Consider the following 18,162-nt stretch of genomic DNA (forward strand, 5'->3'; position numbering starts at 1 on the left):
CAGCCGCTTACATGACACTCATCACGAAAGTTGGATTTTTCTTACACTAACATGTGACCCGTACCCCGCCATCGTGCATCAGTACAAGTAACTCGCCGTACGGCCCGCCCAACCGACGGCACTCCACTTGATTGGGCATTTAGAGAGACGACCCACATGAACGCCCCGCTCCGCATCAACGAAGCTCTTTTGATCGCAGACCGTGCCTTCCAACCCTTTCAATGCGTGGCCTGGCATGACGGCAATGGCGCCCTCAGCCTGAGCGTCATCGACCGCACCAACACGCGTATCGGCAGCAAGCAGCTGTCGTCCAGCGCCTATACCGACCCGGCGCAACTGGAAGACCTGCTGTTGCAAGCTCGCGCCGAACTCGACAAAAGTGGCTATCAGCTTCAGTCCTGGGCCATGCCGAAGTAATTACTGGTCGGCGGGGTTGACGTCCTCGCCAAAGAACACCGTTTCGGCAACTTCTCGATCAATGTTGGAACGTAAAACATTGATCAGAAGCTGGTTGTTCGAGGTGCGTTGTTTCAACTTGTGGTAGCTGGCATTTCGATCAGCATATCGAAGTAGCAGTCCTCGGGAAAAGTGGTAACCAATGTTGCGCGCACTCTGATCTTCATAGAAAAAACGTGCAAACCAGAGTTCGCGCCCTGAGGAACGCTCCCGCACCACAAATGGGCGAATCAACGGGTCATGGCTGTCCATTTCCACCACGTCGATCAACCACGCCTTGTACAACGTCAAAAGGCCCTCCGAGGTGGGGGCCCCGTGAAGGATCATGCGATTACGGGCCAGCGACGCCTGCTCCTGAAAGCGTATGACTTCGTCATACAGGGCACTGGGTGTGTTTTTGAAAAACTCCAGTAGTTCCTGATGCTTCGGCGAGTCAGCAGGTACTTTCAGTGCATCGATCAGCAAATCTCGTTGCCGGACCATCTTGTTCGCATAGTTCAACCACTCTCTGCGCACCAGTCGTGGTGAGAACCGAGCGAATGCCTCCATCTGGAGGAGCTGGGTAAACTGGTTTCCCGCGCCGCGCCACAAGCGATTGGCTTCACCGCCGATATTCGCCAGTTGCTCATGGGCAGCAAGCTCATCCGCAGCCTTCACAAGCGGCGCAGGCACTTCCCGCCACATCGGTTCCTCCTGCGTACCTTGCTGCTTGAAAGTCCAGATACTGCGGTGGTCAAAGGGTTCAAACACGTCGACATAGGCTTGTACTTCACCCTCCTCCACGACACTGCGACGGTTGCCTATCACTCGACCGACAAGAACATCGTCAATGATGCGCTTTGAGCCGCTCGCGAGCACCGCGTTAACATCCTGGATCCTGGCGGCCTCGTACCGATGATAAACATCAATCAGATCCTGCTCGGCGACCTGCAGCAAATCGCGCACAAAACTGCGGTAGTTGCCCAACGCCCAGCTCTTGATGTAGCGGGGAGGCCGATCCAGTTGATAGGACAACCGGCCGGAGGCCAGGGCCAGCGCGTCCAGCACATCGTTCAACACCTGCACCTGCTGGCTCAGGTTGAAATGACCGGGAGTGAGCAGCTCGCGCCAAGTCATCAGCTTCAGACTGCATAACGATGTGACGTCCTGGATCAGGTCCAATGTGGCGTCACTAAAACACGCCGCGCTGGCATCGAAGCACAGTAGCGCCAACGTCCGAAGTTGCAGTTCCTGCCACTTTAGCGAGTTTCTACGCCCGACCCAGGCACCGGACTGCAACGCCGCTACCGAGGTATCGGCGATGCGTCCATGGCGTTTCATCTCTTCGAATCGTTGCTCGGCATCGAGCACTGCGTCGATGGCCTTCTGTTGCAATGCCGCGTAGTCCGGCAACTTCGCCGCAACGCTACGCAAGGTCGCAGGCGTCAAAACCACGGCAGTCAGGTTGGGTGCATCGAATGAGGCGCTCTGGAGTTGGTGGTCCATCAACATCAAGCTTCGCTTGCCACTGTAAAGCACTGCCTGGTTTCGTCGCGCCCTCACCGCGCCGGCGGAAAACTTGTTGGACAATGCGTTGAAATCCCGCACCAGCACCCGTTGTCGGCGGCGGGTCAACGCGTCCATCAAGGTGATTGCACACCAGTGAGTCACATCGGCCTTGAACAACTCTTCATCGAGCAACTCTCGACTACCCGGCTCGAGATACCGATGCGTGATGCCTTGCAGGGTTTCAGGATCTGTAAGGACTTGAGCATCAAACATCATCGACAATCGGCTGTATTCCGCATCCAGATCCAGCCGCTGCCGTTCGTCGTCCTTGAGTTGAAACAGACGCCACTGCTCCTGTTTCAACGCCAGCTGAAGATCCTCAGGCTGGCTCGGCTCAGCAACGAAGCTCCATAGCCCGGCGCCGGTAGACCGGATTTGCGGCCCCTGACGCCCGGCCATGTCGTCGTTCACAATCCGGAAAACCCCGGCATGGTCTTCAACTTTGAACCAATCACCCTCCATGTCGACGTAAAGGTTGCCATTGGCGCTGTACAAACCACGATGAGAGCCGGTGTGAATACGCTGCGCGTAGGGCAGCATACGGACCTTGTACAACGCCAGTTCAGCCTGGCGAATGACCGAAAGCCGGTTGTACAGACCGCTCCAAGTCTGCTCCAGCGCCCAGTCGCCGCGCGCCAGCAACGAGGAGCCTTGTTCGGCGGGCAATTGCACCTGGGACGCCTTGGTGGAAGCCCCTCCCTCAAGCAGAACTTGCGGCGGTTCGTACCAGTTCATCTCGATGGACGCTTCCACATCGGCACCGTCGGCCATTTCGATCAATGTGTCGGCAGCGCCCAGTGCCGATGCGGGTCGGGAAACGCGCCCCCGACTCAGCAAGACCAAGCCAATGTCGAGCAGCAAGTTGATCACGCTCGACGTGGAACTATGGGCGGTATCGGTGGCGAGCCGGTAGATATCCTGGGTGGCCGACCATGCCACCAACAGCCAACCTGCCGCCCCGCCCAGAGGCCCGCCATATGCTGACAGCAGCAACATCAGGCCCAGGCCGAAGAAGCGCCGCACCCAATCCCAGAATCCAGCCATTGCATCCACCGACTGCGCTCCCGGCAGGCTGGACATGGCGGCAACAGCACTGTTGAACAGGTGCTCCAGATAGTCGCCTTCGACCTCCTCCCGGGACTGGGTGAGCGCAGCATCGGTCCACAGGCTGTCATTGAAATCCACCGACTGAAAGACCTGTGGTCCCGGCACCGTCACACCCGGCACTAGGTAGCGAGCGCGTGCATCCTCCGGCAACCAGGCCAGCACTTGGTACTGCACGGGGCCGGGGCGGCGAATATAGGCGAGGATGGCATCCCAAACCGGGAACTCGATCAGTTTCACCTGCGCCATGGGTCGGTACAGGACATGCGGCCCTGCATGAACATCCCGCGGACCAATGACAAACAGGTTGCGCACCCGGTCCACCGGGCCATCGCCGATCTTGAATGCCAGGGGCCGCAACACGATAGGCTGGCCGTCGACACGGCGCGCCGTCACGGCCGGCCGCAGCACAGCAACAACAGCGTCATAGGCCCAACGCGAGAACGCCTGGGGGAACTTGAGGTGGTATTCCAGCGCGAGCATCGGCAATTGCAGGCGCTGCTGTTCGATGAAGCGGGCCTTGCGCCAGGCGAGTTCCTCCGGGTTCTTGAATGTCTGCGCAAACAATTGACCATAGGTGCCGCTGATATTCGCGCGGTTGATCAGCGTGACAGCCTGCTCGGGGGTCAACCAGACCGGCTGGGCGTCATGGTCACCCAGGATCAGTTCCAACTGTTTGGTATCAACGCCAACGAGCCCCAGCAAGGCGAATCCCGGCAAGCTCCACACCGCATCTTTGAGCAACGGCGGCACATGCCAGAACGGCTTTTGCGCCGGCGGTTGCCCAGGCGCGTCAACGCTCATCCTGACGTTGATCTGCCCAGGCCGCAGCGGCGGCTTATCCGGATAGTCCTTGGCCCACTGCGCCGCCAGCGCCTGGTCGGCGAAATCATTCAGGGAAGGAATGCCCTCGTCAAACGGCTTCCAACCGGGCTGGCTGACGGCTCTTGCCAGTTCCATGGCGTATTGGGCCATCTCCATTTGCCGCTGAGGATCTGCCTGCACCAGCCATGTAGGCAACGCTGCACGCAGCCGAGCCAAGCGCGTCGAATCAATGGGCGTACTGTCAAAATCACTGGTAATCACGCGCAGGGCCCGCTCCAGCACGCGGCGCTCACTTGGATAGCGCCGCACCTGTGGCAGAACCGTACCGATATCTGCCAACTGCTTGGCCAGGAAGGTCAGGCTGAAACTATGGAAGATGTTGCCTTTGGGCTGGTTAAGCCGCCATTGCATGTGTTTGCCGGGGGCGATATCCGTCAACAGGTTGACCAGCCACTCACCCAGTTTTTCCAGGGATTCGAAGACCTGAATCCCCCTGGACAGCGTAAACAACAACACACAGGGAGCGTGTTCGTCCTCTTTGACCAGTACCAGCCCGCGCAGCATTTCCAGGTTGATCGCCCCAGACTCACCCCACTGGTCAACAATGTAGGCCTTGGTGCCATTGGTCAGCTCAGGATCGCTGACCACGCTGATCACCATATCCAATTGCTCGCCCGTGATGCCCGAGCGACCTGACGCAACCAGCAGCGCATTCTTGAGCGTATCCGCCAACCACAGAAAGCGCGCCTTGCCGTGGGTGCCTGATTCCATCCAATAGTTGACCAATGCCTCTTGATAGCGCTCGAGCAACTGCGGGCCACGCTCATTGATCACGGCTTCCACGTCACTGCTTTTGACATGCAGTGGAAGCGGTGAATTCGGCTCCGCACTTTGTGCCAGGAACGTCCCGTCGGAATAGTCGACGAATGTCCCGGTGGCACATCGTTCGATCAACGCATCGACCAATGTCAGGCTGTTGTGGCCGGCCAGCTTGAAGGCCTTGCCGTCAAAGACGTAGACCGGCTCCAGCAGCACCGGGTGAGACGGGTTGATAACCAACCACCGATATTGATTGCCCAAGCTTTGCTGCAAGACGGCAATTGCCACTTCTTGCAGCGTGGGGCAGGAAAGAAAATGGCGCCTGATTTGTTGTATCGGGTACAGCGAGAGCCCATTGAGGGCAGAGGATGCGTGCGTGGCCACGGGACGACTCCTTGTCGTGTCGTGGCGCCCCGTCGATCAGGGCGCCAAGGTCGGCCAGCAGTATCGAGGTATAACGCAGAGGGCCTGTGGTAGCTGTCTATCGCAGGCCGGCAGACAAGATGAAACGTTCGAAGGCTTCGGCAGCGCCATCCTCGACATGACTGCCGGTGACTACGCTGGCCTGACGCTTGACGGCCTCCTCGGCCTGCCCCATGGCAATCGAAAACCCGGCCACCTGGAACATCGCCGGGTCATTGCCGCCATCCCCAATCGCCGCCGTTTGCTCCAGCGGCACTCCGAGGTGGGCGGCCAGAGTCTTCAACGCCTCGCCTTTGTTGGCCAGCATCGCCGTCACGTCCAGGTACACCGGCTGTGAACGCGAGACCTGCGCCAGCCCTTGCACCCTGGGCTGCAACTGCGTTTCCAGTTCAATCAAGCGTTGCGTATCGAGGCTGGCGGCGACGATTTTGTCGATGCGGTCCAGGTACGGCTCGAAACTCTCCACTACGACCGGGCCATAACCCAAGCCATCGGTCTCGCGCTGCACCATCGGCCCTGGTGGGTCGCGGCGCAGCCAGTCACCGTCGGCAAACACCCAGGTTTCGACGTCCGGCGCGGCCGAAAACAGCGCCAGGGCAATCAGCGCCGCTTCAGCAGGCAGATGATGGGCGACAAGCACGCGGCCATCAGGACTGATCAACGTGCCGCCATTGAAGCCAGCCACCGGAATATCGATACCGAAAGTCTCGACCATATGCAGCATGGCCTTGGGCGGGCGCCCGCTGGCCAGGCTGAAAAACACCCCGGCGGCGCGCAACGCACGTACCGTATCAACGGTGCGTTGGCTGGGCCGGTGATCGGGATGCAGCAGGGTGCCGTCCAGGTCGCTGAGGATAAAGCGGATGGGATGAATCGCGGCATCACTCATCCGAGGGAGTGCCATGTGCGGCCATCACGGGCCAGCAACGCGTCTGCCGCGGCGGGGCCATCTTCGCCGGCCTTGTAGGGCTGGATGCCGTCGTCCTGCTTCCAGGCATCGAGGAACGGTTGCACCGCACGCCAGCCGTTTTCGATGTTGTCGGCACGCTGGAACAAGGTCTGGTCGCCGGTCATGCAGTCGTAGATCAAGGTTTCGTAGCCTGTCGACGGCTGCACTTCAAAGAAGTCCTTGTAGGCAAAGCCCAGCTGGATATTGGCCATGTCCAGGGTCGGCCCAGGCTTTTTGGCCAGCAGGTCGAACCACATGCCTTCGTTCGGCTGGATCTGGATCTTCAGGTAGGTGGGCTTGAGCTCATCCACCTCGGTATCGCGGAACTGCGCATAAGGCGCAGGCTTGAAGCAGATGACGATTTCGGTGTCGCGCACACTCATGCGCTTGCCGGTGCGCAGGTAGAACGGCACGCCAACCCAGCGCCAGTTGTCGATCATCACCTTGAGGGCGACAAAGGTCTCGGTACTGCTGTCGGGCGCGACGTTGGCTTCTTCGCGGTAACCGGGCAGTGGCTTGCCGCCGATTGCACCGGCGGTGTATTGCCCGCGTACCGAGTTGGCTCGCGCATCCTCCAGGGACCAGGGCCGCACAGCTCCAATCACCTTGGCTTTTTCACCGCGTACCGCGTCGGCACCAAACGCAGCGGGAGGTTCCATGGCCACCATCGCCAGCAACTGGAACAGGTGATTGGGCACCATGTCGCGCAAGGTGCCGGTTTTTTCGAAGAAATTACCCCGGGTTTCAACGCCGACGGTTTCGGCGGCGGTGATTTGCACGTGGTCAATGTAATGGTTGTTCCAGAATGCCTCGAACAACACATTGGAAAAACGGCTGATAAGGATGTTCTGGACGGTTTCCTTGCCCAGGTAATGGTCGATGCGATAGATCTGCTTCTCGCTCATCACCTTGAGCAGGCTGGCGTTCAACGCTTCGGCGGTGGCCAGGTCGGAGCCGAAGGGCTTTTCGATGACCACGCGGCGAAAGCCATCCTCGGTTTCCGACAATAGCCCCGCGCTGCCCAGGCGCTGCGCCACTTCACTGAAGAAGCGCGGCGCGGTGGCCAGGTAGAACACCGCATTGGCGGTGCCGCTGTCGGCGATCTTCTTGCCGATGTCCACGTAGGTGCTGTCGTCGAGGAAGTCGCCCTCGACGTAGCTGATGTTCTTGGCCAACTGGGCCCACAACTGTGGGTCCAGGGCATTGTCGGCATTGCCCTTGACCTTGCTGGCGGCCTCGGTGCGGATGAAGTCCTCGAGCTTCTTGGCAAAGTCGGCGTCGCTGATGGCGTTGTGATCAACGCCAACAATACGCAGGCCATCGCCCAGCAACCCATCTCGACTGAGGTTGTACAGCGCCGGCATCAGCAGGCGCTTGACCAGGTCACCATGGGCGCCAAACAGAAACAATATGGTGGGTGGAGCAGGTTCGGCCTTGGACTTCTTGCCGTTGGCGGTCATTTTTTGGACGTCTCCACATGGCCACCAAAGCCGAAGCGCATGGCGGAAAGCATTTTGTCACCGTAGGTGCTCTGCTGGCGCGAACGGAAACGGGCGAACAACGAAGTGGACAGCACCGGCACCGGCACGGCTTGTTCCATGGCCGCTTCGATGGTCCAGCGGCCTTCGCCACTGTCGGCCACGGAGCCGGAGTAGCCGTCGAGTTTCGGGTCGGTGGCCAGGGCGTCGGCGGTCAGGTCCAGCAGCCAGGACGACACCACGCTGCCACGGCGCCAGACTTCGGCGATGTCGGCGACGTTGAGATCAAAACGTTGATCTTCCGGGAGGTTGTCCGAGTTCTTGGTCTTGAGGATGTCGAAACCTTCGGCAAACGCCTGCATCATCCCGTATTCGATGCCGTTGTGGATCATCTTGACGAAGTGCCCGGAACCCGCGGGGCCGGCGTGGATGTAGCCCTGCTCGGCGCGCGGGTCAGCGCTGTCTTTGCGGTCTTTGGTACGCGGGATGTTGCCGATGCCCGGGGCCAGGGTCTTGAAGATCGGGTCCAGGCGCTGCACGGTTTCGGTGTCGCCGCCGATCATCATGCAATAGCCGCGCTCCAGGCCCCAGACGCCGCCGGACGTGCCGACGTCAACGTAGTGCAGGCCCTTTTCCGCCAGTGCCTTACCGCGACGCACGTCATCCTTATAGTTGGTGTTGCCGCCGTCGATGATCACATCGCCAGCCTCCAGCAGCGTGCTCAGCTCATTGATGGTGTCTTCGGTGGGCGCGCCTGCTGGCAGCATGACCCATACGGCACGCGGCTGTTGCAGCCCGGCGACCAGTTCCTTGAGGCCGCCGACGCCAGTGGCGCCCTCTTCGCTCAAGGTTTTGACAAATGCTTCGTTACGGTCGAAAACAACGGTGGTATGCCCATTGAGCATCAGGCGCCGTGCAATATTCCCGCCCATGCGGCCTAGTCCGATAATCCCCAGTTGCATGTGCTGATGCTCCTAACTACTAAAAAAATGTGTGACATAGTTTATAGCGCAATGCGCCTAATGAGGATCAGAACCGCACAGATCCATTCAGTTTCATGACAAAAAAATAGCCATCGTTTCAACATCACGGCAGCGAAAGTCACACGACCGCCAAAAATAAAAAAGTTCCCTTGCTGCAAAAAAGAATTCAGACTTGCTCCCGACTGATGCCGAGAACCTCGAATCAAGCGTTCTGGCACCGCGATCCACCGGCTATTTGCGAGGCAAGCAATGAGCACAGCACAGATGACCCGCCCTCCACAGACCCTCTACGTCACTGTCCGTCGCGATGAACTGCGCCAGTTGAAGGATGAGCGCGATCAATTGCAGCAGGAAGTGCTGCGCCTGCGTTCGCACCTGCAAGGCCAGCTCAGCCAAGCCCCAGCCCCGGCACTGAGCGCCTTGTAAGGTAATCCTTACAAATAACTCACAAAGTTTTCACACCCCCTTCTCGATACTCCAGCCCCCAAGGGCCACCCCATGCAAGGGTGGCTTGTGTTGCGTGCGTCCCTGCACACAGCTGAAAAATAACCGGGTTGGAGCGCTGGATGGCGATGTTCAAACGCAGCACTAAGTCTGCGAAAGGCTTTGATTGGGCTGGCCTGTGCTGGCTGTTCCTGTTTTTCTGGTACTTTTCGGGCATTACCCAACTTCTGATCCAATTGACCGGTGTTTCCGGTTTTGCGGGCTTTCGCCAGGCATTCTTCATGAGTGCGCTGTGGCTGGCCCCGTTGTTGATATTCCCGCGCCAAACCCGTTTGCTTTCCGCCTTGATTGGCGTGGTGCTGTGGGCCTGCTCCATGGCCAGCCTGGGTTATTTCTTCATCTACCAGCAGGAATTTTCCCAAAGCGTCATCTTCATCATGTTCGAGTCGAACATCTCTGAAGCCGGCGAATATGCCACCCAGTACTTCGCCTGGTGGATCGTGCTGGCGTTCATTGCCCACACCGCCGTGGCCATATTCCTCTGGACCCGTGTACGCCCGGTCTACCTGCCACGCGGACAGGCGTTGGTGGCGGCCGCCGCTATCGTGATTGCGATTGTCGGCTACCCACTGGTCAAGCAGATCGCTCGCAGCGACACCCTGGAAGACGCCTTCGACCGCTTCGAAGCCCGTATCGAACCGGCGGTGCCATGGCAGATGATCGTCGCCTATCACCGCTACACCCAGCAGTTGGACAACATGCAGGGCATGCTCGACAGCGCCAGCCAGATCCCGCCGCTGCGTAATCTGAAGGACAACATGGCCGGCCAACCGTCGACCCTGGTGCTGGTAATCGGCGAGTCCACCAACCGCCAGCGCATGAGCCTCTATGGTTACCCGCGCAACACCACACCGGAGCTGGACAAGCTGCGCGATCAGCTGGCGGTGTTCGACAACGTCATCACCCCGCGCCCCTACACCATCGAAGCGCTGCAACAGGTCCTCACCTTCGCCGACGAAGAGAACCCGGACCTGTACCTCAAGACCCCATCCATCGTCAGCGTGATGAAGCAGGCCGGTTACAAAACCTACTGGATCACCAACCAGCAGACCATGACCAAGCGCAACACCATGCTGACCACCTTCTCCGAACAAGCTGACGAGCAGGTGTACCTGAACAACAACCGCAACCAGAACGCCCGCCAGTACGACGGCGACGTGTTGCCACCGTTCGCCAAGGCCCTGGCCGACCCGGCCGAGCGCAAGTTCATCGTGGTGCACTTGCTCGGCACCCACATGAGCTACCAGTACCGTTACCCGCCGACCTTCGACAAGTTCACCGACCGCCAGGGCGTACCTGCCGGGATCAGCGACGACCAGTTGCCGACCTACAACAGCTACGACAATGCCGTGCTGTACAACGACTTCGTGGTGTCGAGCCTGATCAAGGACTACGCCAAGACCGACCCGAACGGCTTTTTGCTGTACCTCTCGGACCATGGCGAAGACGTATTCGACTCCGCCGGCCACACCACCCTGGGGCGCAACGAAGGCAAGCCGACGGCACCGATGTACACCATTCCGTTCATGGCCTACGCCTCGCCGAAATGGCGCGAAAGCCACGACTGGAGCTTTGCCGGCGACTTGCAGCGGCCCTACAGCAGCTCGCAGTTGATCCACACTTGGGCCGACCTGGCCGGGCTGAGTTTCGACGAACTGGACCATAGCAAGAGCCTGGTCAGCGACAGCTTCAAGGCGCGCCCACAGATGATCGGCAACCCGTACATGCGCCAGCAGAAGCCGTTGATTGATTTCAGTTTGATCAAACCGAAGAAGACCGAGCCTACGGATGTGGTGGCCAAGTAAACGACCGCTCGTAACAAAAAGATAACAATCATTCTCATCCAGCCCTAAAGTTCGGGCGCTCCTTTCGTCTTTGAGCCAAGGCCTTTTCTTACCGAGAAGGCCTCAAAGACGACAAGGAGTCTTCCGCGATGCTCGCGCCTTTTACCCGTTCCATGACCTTCTCCCTCGGCCTGTTCAGTGCCGCACTGAGCCCGCACCTGCTGGCTGAAACCGACCCCGACGCCACGCCGAGCAAGGCCCTGGAGCTGGGCAGCACCAGCATCACCGCCGAAGGCCTTGGCACCACCACCGAGCACACCGGGGCCTATACGACCGGCTCGATGAGCACCGCCACCCGGCTGAACCTGTCGATCAAGGAAACCCCGCAGTCGATCTCGGTGGTGACTCGCCAGCAGATGGATGATTTCAATCTCAATACACTGACTGATGTACTGCGCCAGACCACCGGGGTTACCGTCCAGCATCTGGATTCGGACCGGGCGGGCTACTCGTCGCGTGGCTACGGCATCGATAACTTCCAGATCGACGGCATGCTCAACACCTTCGGGCGCATGAAGTCAGACGCCGACACCATCATCTACGACCGTATCGAAGTGGTGCGGGGCGCCACCGGATTGACCACCGGCGCCGGCAACCCTTCGGCCACGGTCAACATGATCCGCAAACGCCCCACCGCCCAGTGGCAAGCCAAGACCGGCGTCAGCGGTGCCAGCCATGACAACTACTACAGCTACCTGGACGTCGGCGGCCCACTGGCATTTGACGGGCGCCTGCGCGGGCGTACGGTGCTGGCGTACCGCGACAGCAAGTCGTTTCGCGACAATTACGCGCTGCAACGGGAAGTCGGCTACGGCATTCTCGAAGGCGACCTGACAGACGACACCGTGGTCGCCGTAGGCTTCGATTACCAGAACAAACATGTGCAGGGCAGCTCCTGGGGCACCCTTCCCTATTGGAACAGCGACGGCAGCAAGGCACGACTCTCGCGCTCGGCCAACCTGGCGGCAGATTGGAGCTCCTGGCCACTCAAAGACAAGACCACCTTTGCCTCCATCGACCACAAGCTGTCGGCCGACTGGCGTCTCAAAGCCGCTTATACCCATCGACAAAGCGATACCGACGGCAAGGTGTATTACGGCGGCGCGGGCTTCCCCAATCCGGATGGCAGTGGCATGACCGCCTGGACCAACCAGATGGTCGGCACTTCGAAAATGGACGTGGTCGATTTGAATCTCAACGGCACCTATGCGCTGCTGGGTCGCGAGCATGAGCTGATGGTGGGTTACGGTGAGTCCCAGCAGCGCGATGCTTCGCCCTACCAGCGCTTCACCACGCCTGACGGCTACGAAACCATCGAGGACTGGAAGCACATGGGCGCCATCGCCAAGTTCCCCGACCGCACCACCCACCTTCAGGGCGAACACTCGCGCAAGAAACAGAAGGCCGGTTACCTCGCCACGCGCCTGAGCCTGACCGACAAACTGCACGCCGTGCTGGGCAGCCGTTATGGCAGTTGGGACATCGAAAGTGTGTCGCCGGAGTACGACGCCAGCTTCAACCTGACCAAAGCCACCAAAACCAGCCAGACCCACAACGACATGTGGACCCCCTACGCGGGCCTGCTGTACGACATCACGCCGCAGTACACCGTGTACGCCAGCTACACCGACATCTTCAACCCGCAAAGCGTACGTGATGTCAGCCGCAAATACCTTGAGCCCGTGGTCGGCAGCAACTATGAGCTCGGCATCAAGGGCAGCCTGCTCAATGAGCGCGTAAACCTGGCCGCTGCGTATTTCTGGAGCACCCAGGACAACGTCGCCGAGCTGGACAACGCAGCCGAACCAGACCCAGTGACCCGCGAACAGTTCTACACATCCAGCGGCAAAGGCAGCAAGGTCCAAGGGTTCGAGGCCGAGGTATCGGGCGAAGTGCTGCCCGACTGGAACCTCACGGCGGGCTACAGCTACACGCACTCGCTCAATGGTGATAAGCAACGCAACAACACCAACGTGCCGCTGAACATGCTCAAGGTGTCGACGTCCTACCGCCTGCCGGGCGAATGGCGCGGGCTGACAGTGGGCGGCGGAGTGAACTGGCAGAGTGATTTCTACCAGTTCGCCGACCGCCCCAGCGGTGGCCGGGACGATGAGGGCTACCTGAACACCGAACGCGCCAAGATCACCCAACAGGCCTACACCGTCGTCAACTTGATGTCGCGCTACCAGTTCGACGAGCACGTGTCGGCTTCGGTGAATGTGAATAATCTATTCGATAAAAAGTACTACGAACGCGTCGGCTTTTATAACGGCGTGTATTGGGGCGACCCACGTTCTATTACACTGGCGCTGGACTGGAAACTTTAATCCCCCTGCCCTGCGGCGCTTCGAAACTTAACAAAAATATTAAGTTTCGACGCCGCTCAGTTAAGCCTCTCTTAATAAAGCCTGCACATAATCGGCCCCACGAGTCTGGTCCAAGCGGACCGACACCCCTCAAAACCGACTGGGAATACCGACGATGAAACTCTCTACGCTGATGCTTGCAGGCTTGATGACCCTGACCTCTGCTGCCGCTTTTGCCGAAGGCGGCGCCGAGCGTTCGAAGGAGTTCTACGCCAACTTCAAGTTCATGCAAGAGCAGTCCAATGGCAAAGCCGAGCAAACTGCGGCCAATGACGCAAAACAACCAAAGCCTGAACAAGCGGCTCAACGTGGCGACGAGCAACAACCGAAGATTTAATCAACGCGCAACTTCCTTAGCCTTCCCGCTCCTTTGGCCAAGGTAAACTTGGCGCCAGATTCTGGCGCCTTTTTTTTGCACGCTTAACAACTCACTACTTACAACGGTTTATTCCAGAACAGCATACGGCCGTGCGCCGGATCAAACTTCGAATCGTCAAAACCAAACTTCCGATACGCCGATTGTGCGACTGCATTCCCCTCAAGTACTTCCAGGGTAATCTTGCAGCAACCACGCTGACGGGCGATTTCTTCGACCTTCTGCAGCATTTTCTGGCTGAGACCCAAGCCACGGAACTGTTGCATCACCACCACATCATGGATGTTGACCAAGGGACGGCACGCAAAGGTCGAGAACCCCTCGAAGCAGTTGACCAACCCCGCCGGCTCACCGCCGACAAATGCCAGCACGCTGAATGCGTGTGGGCGCTTGGCCAGCTCGCCAGGCAGTTGCTGCAACAGGTCGGCAGGCAAGCTGTGACCGCCCCCCATCGGGTCTTCGGCGTAATGGTTGAGTACCAGGCTGATGGCCTCGGCGTGCACGGTATTGGTGTAGCTGGCTTGCAGCACCAGAATGTCTGGAGTGTCCATTGCCTTCCTCGATCGCGACAACACGGGAATCGTCTCCCTTTGAGGCGAACGATTGTATGCGCGGTGCAGGCTATAGATGAAGGAGATTTACTACCAATACCCGACAGAAACGGCACAGGTTGTGCGCATCCACACGCACCAACAGGGCAGTGCGCGGATTTTTTCTCACATGCCAAAGCGCTGTAACTGCATCTCCTGCAAGCGGCTGAGCGTGCGACGAAATGCAAATTCCAGGTAGCCTTCGGTGTAAAGACACTCCAGAGGCACCGCCGCCTCGATGAACAACGGCACCTTGCGGTCGTAGCACTCATCCACCAGCGCAATGAAACGCCGCACGCTGTCATCGTGTACCGACAGTTCGGGTAACTCCCGATCCCCCGCCGCCACCCGCTGTGCACCGTCCTCAGTGCCACGTGCAATGCGTCCCGGACGCTTCTGCGCGCTCAGGTTGGGCACCTCGCCCACCAAGATCGCACGGTAACGATCGCACAACTGCATGAAATCCATCGCCGACAGCGGTTGCTCGCATAGGTCGGCATAACGGCACCAGAGCACGGTCTCGCTGGCCTGCACTGCCATGATCGAACGATAACCGACGCTGACCGCCCCCCTGCTAACGGCTTGCCCTTCACTCAAGTGCTTGAACACCTCGGCCAAGGCCTCGGGCCGATTCACCCAATAACGCTGCAGCCCGGTGCCAGGGTGTAGACGGTGATCCTCAGCGCCGTCCACTGCCACCACCTGCATATGCTGTTTGATCGCCGCGATACCCGGCAGGAAACGCTCGCGGTTGAACCCGCCGGCGTACAACTGGTCGGGCGGCTGGTTGGATGTGCAGACCATCACCACCCCCTCGTCAAACATCACCTGGAACAGGCGACCGAGGATGATGGCGTCACCAATATCATTGACGAACAGCTCGTCAAAACACAGCACGCGCACCTCCCGGGCCAACTCTCGGGCCAGGGCTTGCAAGGGATCGTGGATACCCGTGAGCTGAAACGAGCGCTGGTGCACCCAGCCCATGAAGTGATGAAAGTGCTGGCGCCGCGCCGGCACGCGCAGGCTTTGATAGAACTGGTCCATCAGCCAGGTCTTGCCACGCCCCACCGGCCCCCACAGGTAAACCCCGGCGATGGGTGAACGGCCTTGATGCAGCGCCTCGTGACACGCTTGCAACGCCTCCACCGCCCGACGCTGGGCCTCGTCGGTGACGAAACCCCGCTCGGCGATGGCGTGCTGATAGGCGGCCAGTGGCGAATCAAATGCCATGGGCTTTACGCAAGGCTCTTGCTGACCACCTCGAACACGTCGCTCGACAACTCGCCCGAGGCGCGAATGCGCTCCAGCTCTGCCTTCATCAGTGCCTGACGTGCGCTGTCATACTTGCGCCAGCGGGTCAGCGGCGCCAATTGACGCGAAGCAATCTGCGGGTTGAACCCGTTCAACTGGATCACCAGATCCGCCAGGAAGCGATAGCCCGAGCCATCTGCCGCGTGGAAGTTGATCAGGTTCTGCCCGGCAAACGCGCCAATCAATGCACGCACCTTGTTCGGGTTCTTCAGGGTGAACGCCGGGTGCTCCATCAACGCCCGCACCCGCGCCAACCCGCCGGGCAAGGTGCTGCCGGCCTGGACGCTGAACCACTGGTCCATGACCAGCGGGTTGTCCTTGAAGTTCTCGGCAAATACCGCCAATGCCTGGGCCTTCTCGGCGTCAAACGGCGAATTGACCAACACCGCCAGTGCGGTCAGGCGCTCGGTCATGTTGTCGCTGGCGTCGAACTGTTCCAACGTCGCAGCCAACACCTCGGGCTTGCTGCTGAGCATCAGGTAGGACAACGCAATGTTCTGCAACGCACGACGGGCAAAGTGCTCGGCCGCGGCCACGTAAGGGGTCTTCTTCGACAGCTCGCGATTGGCCTGGTAACGCAGCCACAAGGCGTCATGCAGCTTGTCCGCCAATTGTTTGCGGGCAAACTCGCGGGCAGCGTGGATGGCATCGACATCCGCCACTTCGCTGATTTCCGTCAGATAGGCTTCGCCTGGCAGCGCGAGCATTTCCGCAACCATTGCCTGGTCCAGCGATTCATCGCTGAGCACCGTGCCCAGCGCGTCGACCAGGCGCTGGTCCAGCTGCAGGGGCTGACCGGCCTGATGCTGGCCGATCAGTTCCTGCAACACCTGTACCGCCAACTGCTGGCCGGCGTCCCAGCGGTTGAAGCCGTCGCTGTCGTGCTGCATCAGGAACATCAGTTGATCGCGGTTGTACGGGAAGCTCAACTTCACCGGCGCCGAGAAGCCGCGCAGCAGCGAAGGCAGCGGCTGCTCGGGGATGTCGACGAACGTGAAGGTCTGCTCGGCCTCGGTCACCGAGATCACCCGTGACGTAGCACCAGCGCTGGCTTCGCCGGCCAGACGCAAGGCGATAGCCGCGCCCTGCGCGTCCAGCAAGCCCAACGCCACCGGAATCACGAACGGCAGTTTTTCCACCTTGTCCGGGGTTTGCGGACAGCTCTGGCGGAAGGTCAGGCTGTAGGTTTTTGCCACGGCATCGTAGGACTCGCTCACAGCCAGGCGTGGGGTGCCGGCCTGGCTGTACCAGCGCTTGAACTGGGTCAGGTCGGCACCGTTGGCGTCTTCCATGGCCTTGATGAAGTCGTCGCAGGTCACGGCCTGGCCGTCATGGCGTTCGAAATACAGGTCGCTGCCTTTGCGGAAGCCTTCGGCACCGAGCAAGGTATGGATCATACCGACCACTTCCGAACCCTTTTCGTACACGGTCAGGGTGTAGAAGTTGGATATCTCGATAAAGCTGTCCGGGCGCACCGCGTGAGCCATGGGGCCGGCGTCTTCAGCGAACTGGTGCGTGCGCAGGTACGCCACGTCCTGAATGCGCTTGACGGTGGCCGAGTTCATGTCGGCAGAGAATTGCGAGTCACGGTAGACGGTGAACCCTTCCTTGAGCGACAGCTGGAACCAGTCGCGGCAGGTCACGCGGTTGCCCGACCAGTTGTGGAAGTATTCGTGGGCGACAATCGCCTCGACCCGCTGGTGCGCGGCATCCGTGGCGGTTTCGGCACGGGCCAGCACGGCGCTGGAGTTGAAGATGTTGAGGCCCTTGTTTTCCATGGCGCCCATGTTGAAGTCGTTGACGCCAACGATCATGAAGATGTCGAGATCGTACTCACGGCCGTAGGTTTCTTCGTCCCAGCGCATGGATTTTTTCAGGCTGGTCATGGCGTGCTGGCATTTATCGATGTTTTCCGGCTCGACGTAGATGCGCAATGCCACTTCACGCCCGGTCATGGTGGTGAAGCTGTCTTCAACGCACCACAGGTCACCGGCTACCAGCGCAAACAGGTAGGCCGGTTTCTTGAACGGGTCTTCCCAGGTCGCCCAGTGGCGGCCGTCTTCGCCCGGGCCGCTGGCAATCGGGTTGCCGTTGGACAGCAGCACCGGGTAGCTGTGCTGTTCGGCGATCACCGTGGTGGTGAAGGTGCTCATCACGTCAGGGCGGTCGAGGTAGTAGGTGATCTTGCGGAAGCCTTCGGCTTCGCACTGGGTGCAGAACATGCCGCCGGATTTGTACAGGCCTTCAAGGGCGGTGTTGGTTTCCGGGTGGATTTTTACCGTGGTATCCAGGGTAAACGTCTCACTTTTCGGCTGCAGCGTGAGGTGACTGTCGGTCAACTGGTAATCGGCGCCAGTCAGTTGCTGGTCCGCCAGGTTCACGCTCAACAGCTCAAGTTGCTGCCCATCCAGCACCAGCGGCGGCAAACCCTGGCCGCGCTCAGGGTTACGGCGCATTACCAGTTGCGCGTGGACCAGGCTGTGGTCCTCGAACAACTCGAAGGTCAGGTGCGTCTCGTCGATCAGGTAGTCCGGCGCCTGATAGTCCTTGAGGTAAATCATCTTCGGTTGTTCGGTGCGCATG

12 protein-coding genes are annotated in these 18,162 nt (G+C 59.7%); 5 read left to right on the forward strand and 7 right to left on the reverse strand.

What is annotated here, in order from left to right; genetic code table 11:
• The first annotated feature begins 156 nt into the window (after positions 1–156).
• Positions 157–417: a hypothetical protein gene (locus tag IB241_RS18470; protein WP_010210845.1), complete on the forward strand. Its 261-nt coding sequence runs from the start codon at positions 157–159 to the stop codon at positions 415–417.
• On the opposite strand, the gene IB241_RS18475 is transcribed toward IB241_RS18470, so the two are convergent.
• From IB241_RS18475 to gnd, 4 genes are all read right to left on the reverse strand, one after another.
• Positions 418–5,136: a dermonecrotic toxin domain-containing protein gene (locus tag IB241_RS18475; protein ID WP_192299663.1), complete on the reverse strand. Its 4,719-nt coding sequence runs from the start codon at positions 5,134–5,136 to the stop codon at positions 418–420.
• Between the two features lie 97 nt (positions 5,137–5,233).
• Positions 5,234–6,064 carry an HAD family hydrolase gene (locus IB241_RS18480; RefSeq protein WP_192299664.1) on the reverse strand — a complete coding sequence of 277 codons (831 nt, stop codon included), beginning with the start codon at positions 6,062–6,064 and terminating at the stop codon, positions 5,234–5,236.
• Positions 6,061–7,584: a glucose-6-phosphate dehydrogenase gene (gene zwf / locus IB241_RS18485; protein WP_192299665.1), complete on the reverse strand. Its 1,524-nt coding sequence runs from the start codon at positions 7,582–7,584 to the stop codon at positions 6,061–6,063. Before zwf ends, IB241_RS18480 begins: the two co-directional genes overlap by 4 nt.
• Entirely contained in the window at positions 7,581–8,564 is a 984-nt protein-coding gene (gene gnd, locus IB241_RS18490; protein WP_192299666.1) for a phosphogluconate dehydrogenase (NAD(+)-dependent, decarboxylating), read from the reverse strand. The genes zwf and gnd overlap by 4 nt, the downstream gene beginning before the upstream one ends.
• 270 nt (positions 8,565–8,834) lie before the next feature.
• On the opposite strand from gnd, the gene IB241_RS18495 reads away from it, so the two are divergent.
• From IB241_RS18495 to IB241_RS18510, 4 genes are all read left to right on the forward strand, one after another.
• Positions 8,835–9,011, forward strand: coding sequence for a DUF6026 family protein (locus IB241_RS18495; protein WP_263864823.1), 177 nt, complete (start codon positions 8,835–8,837; stop codon positions 9,009–9,011).
• Between the two features lie 140 nt (positions 9,012–9,151).
• A complete protein-coding gene (locus tag IB241_RS18500; protein WP_192299668.1) occupies positions 9,152–10,894 on the forward strand; it encodes a phosphoethanolamine transferase CptA in 1,743 nt (580 codons plus the stop codon).
• 128 nt (positions 10,895–11,022) lie between these two features.
• On the forward strand, positions 11,023–13,260 hold the full coding sequence (locus IB241_RS18505) for a TonB-dependent siderophore receptor (protein ID WP_192299669.1): 2,238 nt from the start codon (positions 11,023–11,025) through the stop codon (positions 13,258–13,260).
• Between the two features lie 154 nt (positions 13,261–13,414).
• Complete coding sequence (locus IB241_RS18510) at positions 13,415–13,636, forward strand: hypothetical protein (protein ID WP_192299670.1); 222 nt, start codon at positions 13,415–13,417, stop codon at positions 13,634–13,636.
• Between the two features lie 98 nt (positions 13,637–13,734).
• Here the strand turns inward: IB241_RS18510 and IB241_RS18515 are convergent, their stop codons facing one another.
• From IB241_RS18515 to pepN, 3 genes are all read right to left on the reverse strand, one after another.
• The gene (locus tag IB241_RS18515; RefSeq protein ID WP_192299671.1) at positions 13,735–14,226 is read right to left on the reverse strand and encodes a GNAT family N-acetyltransferase; all 492 of its coding nucleotides are present in this window, start codon (positions 14,224–14,226) and stop codon (positions 13,735–13,737) included.
• 165 nt (positions 14,227–14,391) lie between these two features.
• The gene (gene zapE / locus IB241_RS18520) at positions 14,392–15,498 is read right to left on the reverse strand and encodes a cell division protein ZapE (protein WP_192299672.1); all 1,107 of its coding nucleotides are present in this window, start codon (positions 15,496–15,498) and stop codon (positions 14,392–14,394) included.
• Between the two features lie 5 nt (positions 15,499–15,503).
• The gene (pepN, locus tag IB241_RS18525; protein ID WP_192299673.1) at positions 15,504–18,161 is read right to left on the reverse strand and encodes an aminopeptidase N; all 2,658 of its coding nucleotides are present in this window, start codon (positions 18,159–18,161) and stop codon (positions 15,504–15,506) included.
• Position 18,162 lies beyond the last annotated feature (1 nt).

The organism is Pseudomonas sp. PDM05, from assembly GCF_014851685.1.
Taxonomy (GTDB): domain Bacteria; phylum Pseudomonadota; class Gammaproteobacteria; order Pseudomonadales; family Pseudomonadaceae; genus Aquipseudomonas.

Bases quoted from the DNA above. Each gene is read 5' to 3' on its own strand.
- IB241_RS18470 (WP_010210845.1), top strand. From the start codon at position 157: ATGAACGCCCCGCTCCGCATCAACGAAGCTCTTTTGATCGCAGACCGT.
- IB241_RS18480 (WP_192299664.1), bottom strand. From the start codon at position 6,064: ATGAGTGATGCCGCGATTCATCCCATCCGCTTTATCCTCAGCGACCTG.
- zwf (WP_192299665.1), bottom strand. From the start codon at position 7,584: ATGACCGCCAACGGCAAGAAGTCCAAGGCCGAACCTGCTCCACCCACC.
- gnd (WP_192299666.1), bottom strand. From the start codon at position 8,564: ATGCAACTGGGGATTATCGGACTAGGCCGCATGGGCGGGAATATTGCA.
- IB241_RS18495 (WP_263864823.1), top strand. From the start codon at position 8,835: ATGAGCACAGCACAGATGACCCGCCCTCCACAGACCCTCTACGTCACT.
- IB241_RS18500 (WP_192299668.1), top strand. From the start codon at position 9,152: ATGGCGATGTTCAAACGCAGCACTAAGTCTGCGAAAGGCTTTGATTGG.
- IB241_RS18505 (WP_192299669.1), top strand. From the start codon at position 11,023: ATGCTCGCGCCTTTTACCCGTTCCATGACCTTCTCCCTCGGCCTGTTC.
- IB241_RS18510 (WP_192299670.1), top strand. From the start codon at position 13,415: ATGAAACTCTCTACGCTGATGCTTGCAGGCTTGATGACCCTGACCTCT.
- IB241_RS18515 (WP_192299671.1), bottom strand. From the start codon at position 14,226: ATGGACACTCCAGACATTCTGGTGCTGCAAGCCAGCTACACCAATACC.
- zapE (WP_192299672.1), bottom strand. From the start codon at position 15,498: ATGGCATTTGATTCGCCACTGGCCGCCTATCAGCACGCCATCGCCGAG.
- pepN (WP_192299673.1), bottom strand. From the start codon at position 18,161: ATGCGCACCGAACAACCGAAGATGATTTACCTCAAGGACTATCAGGCG.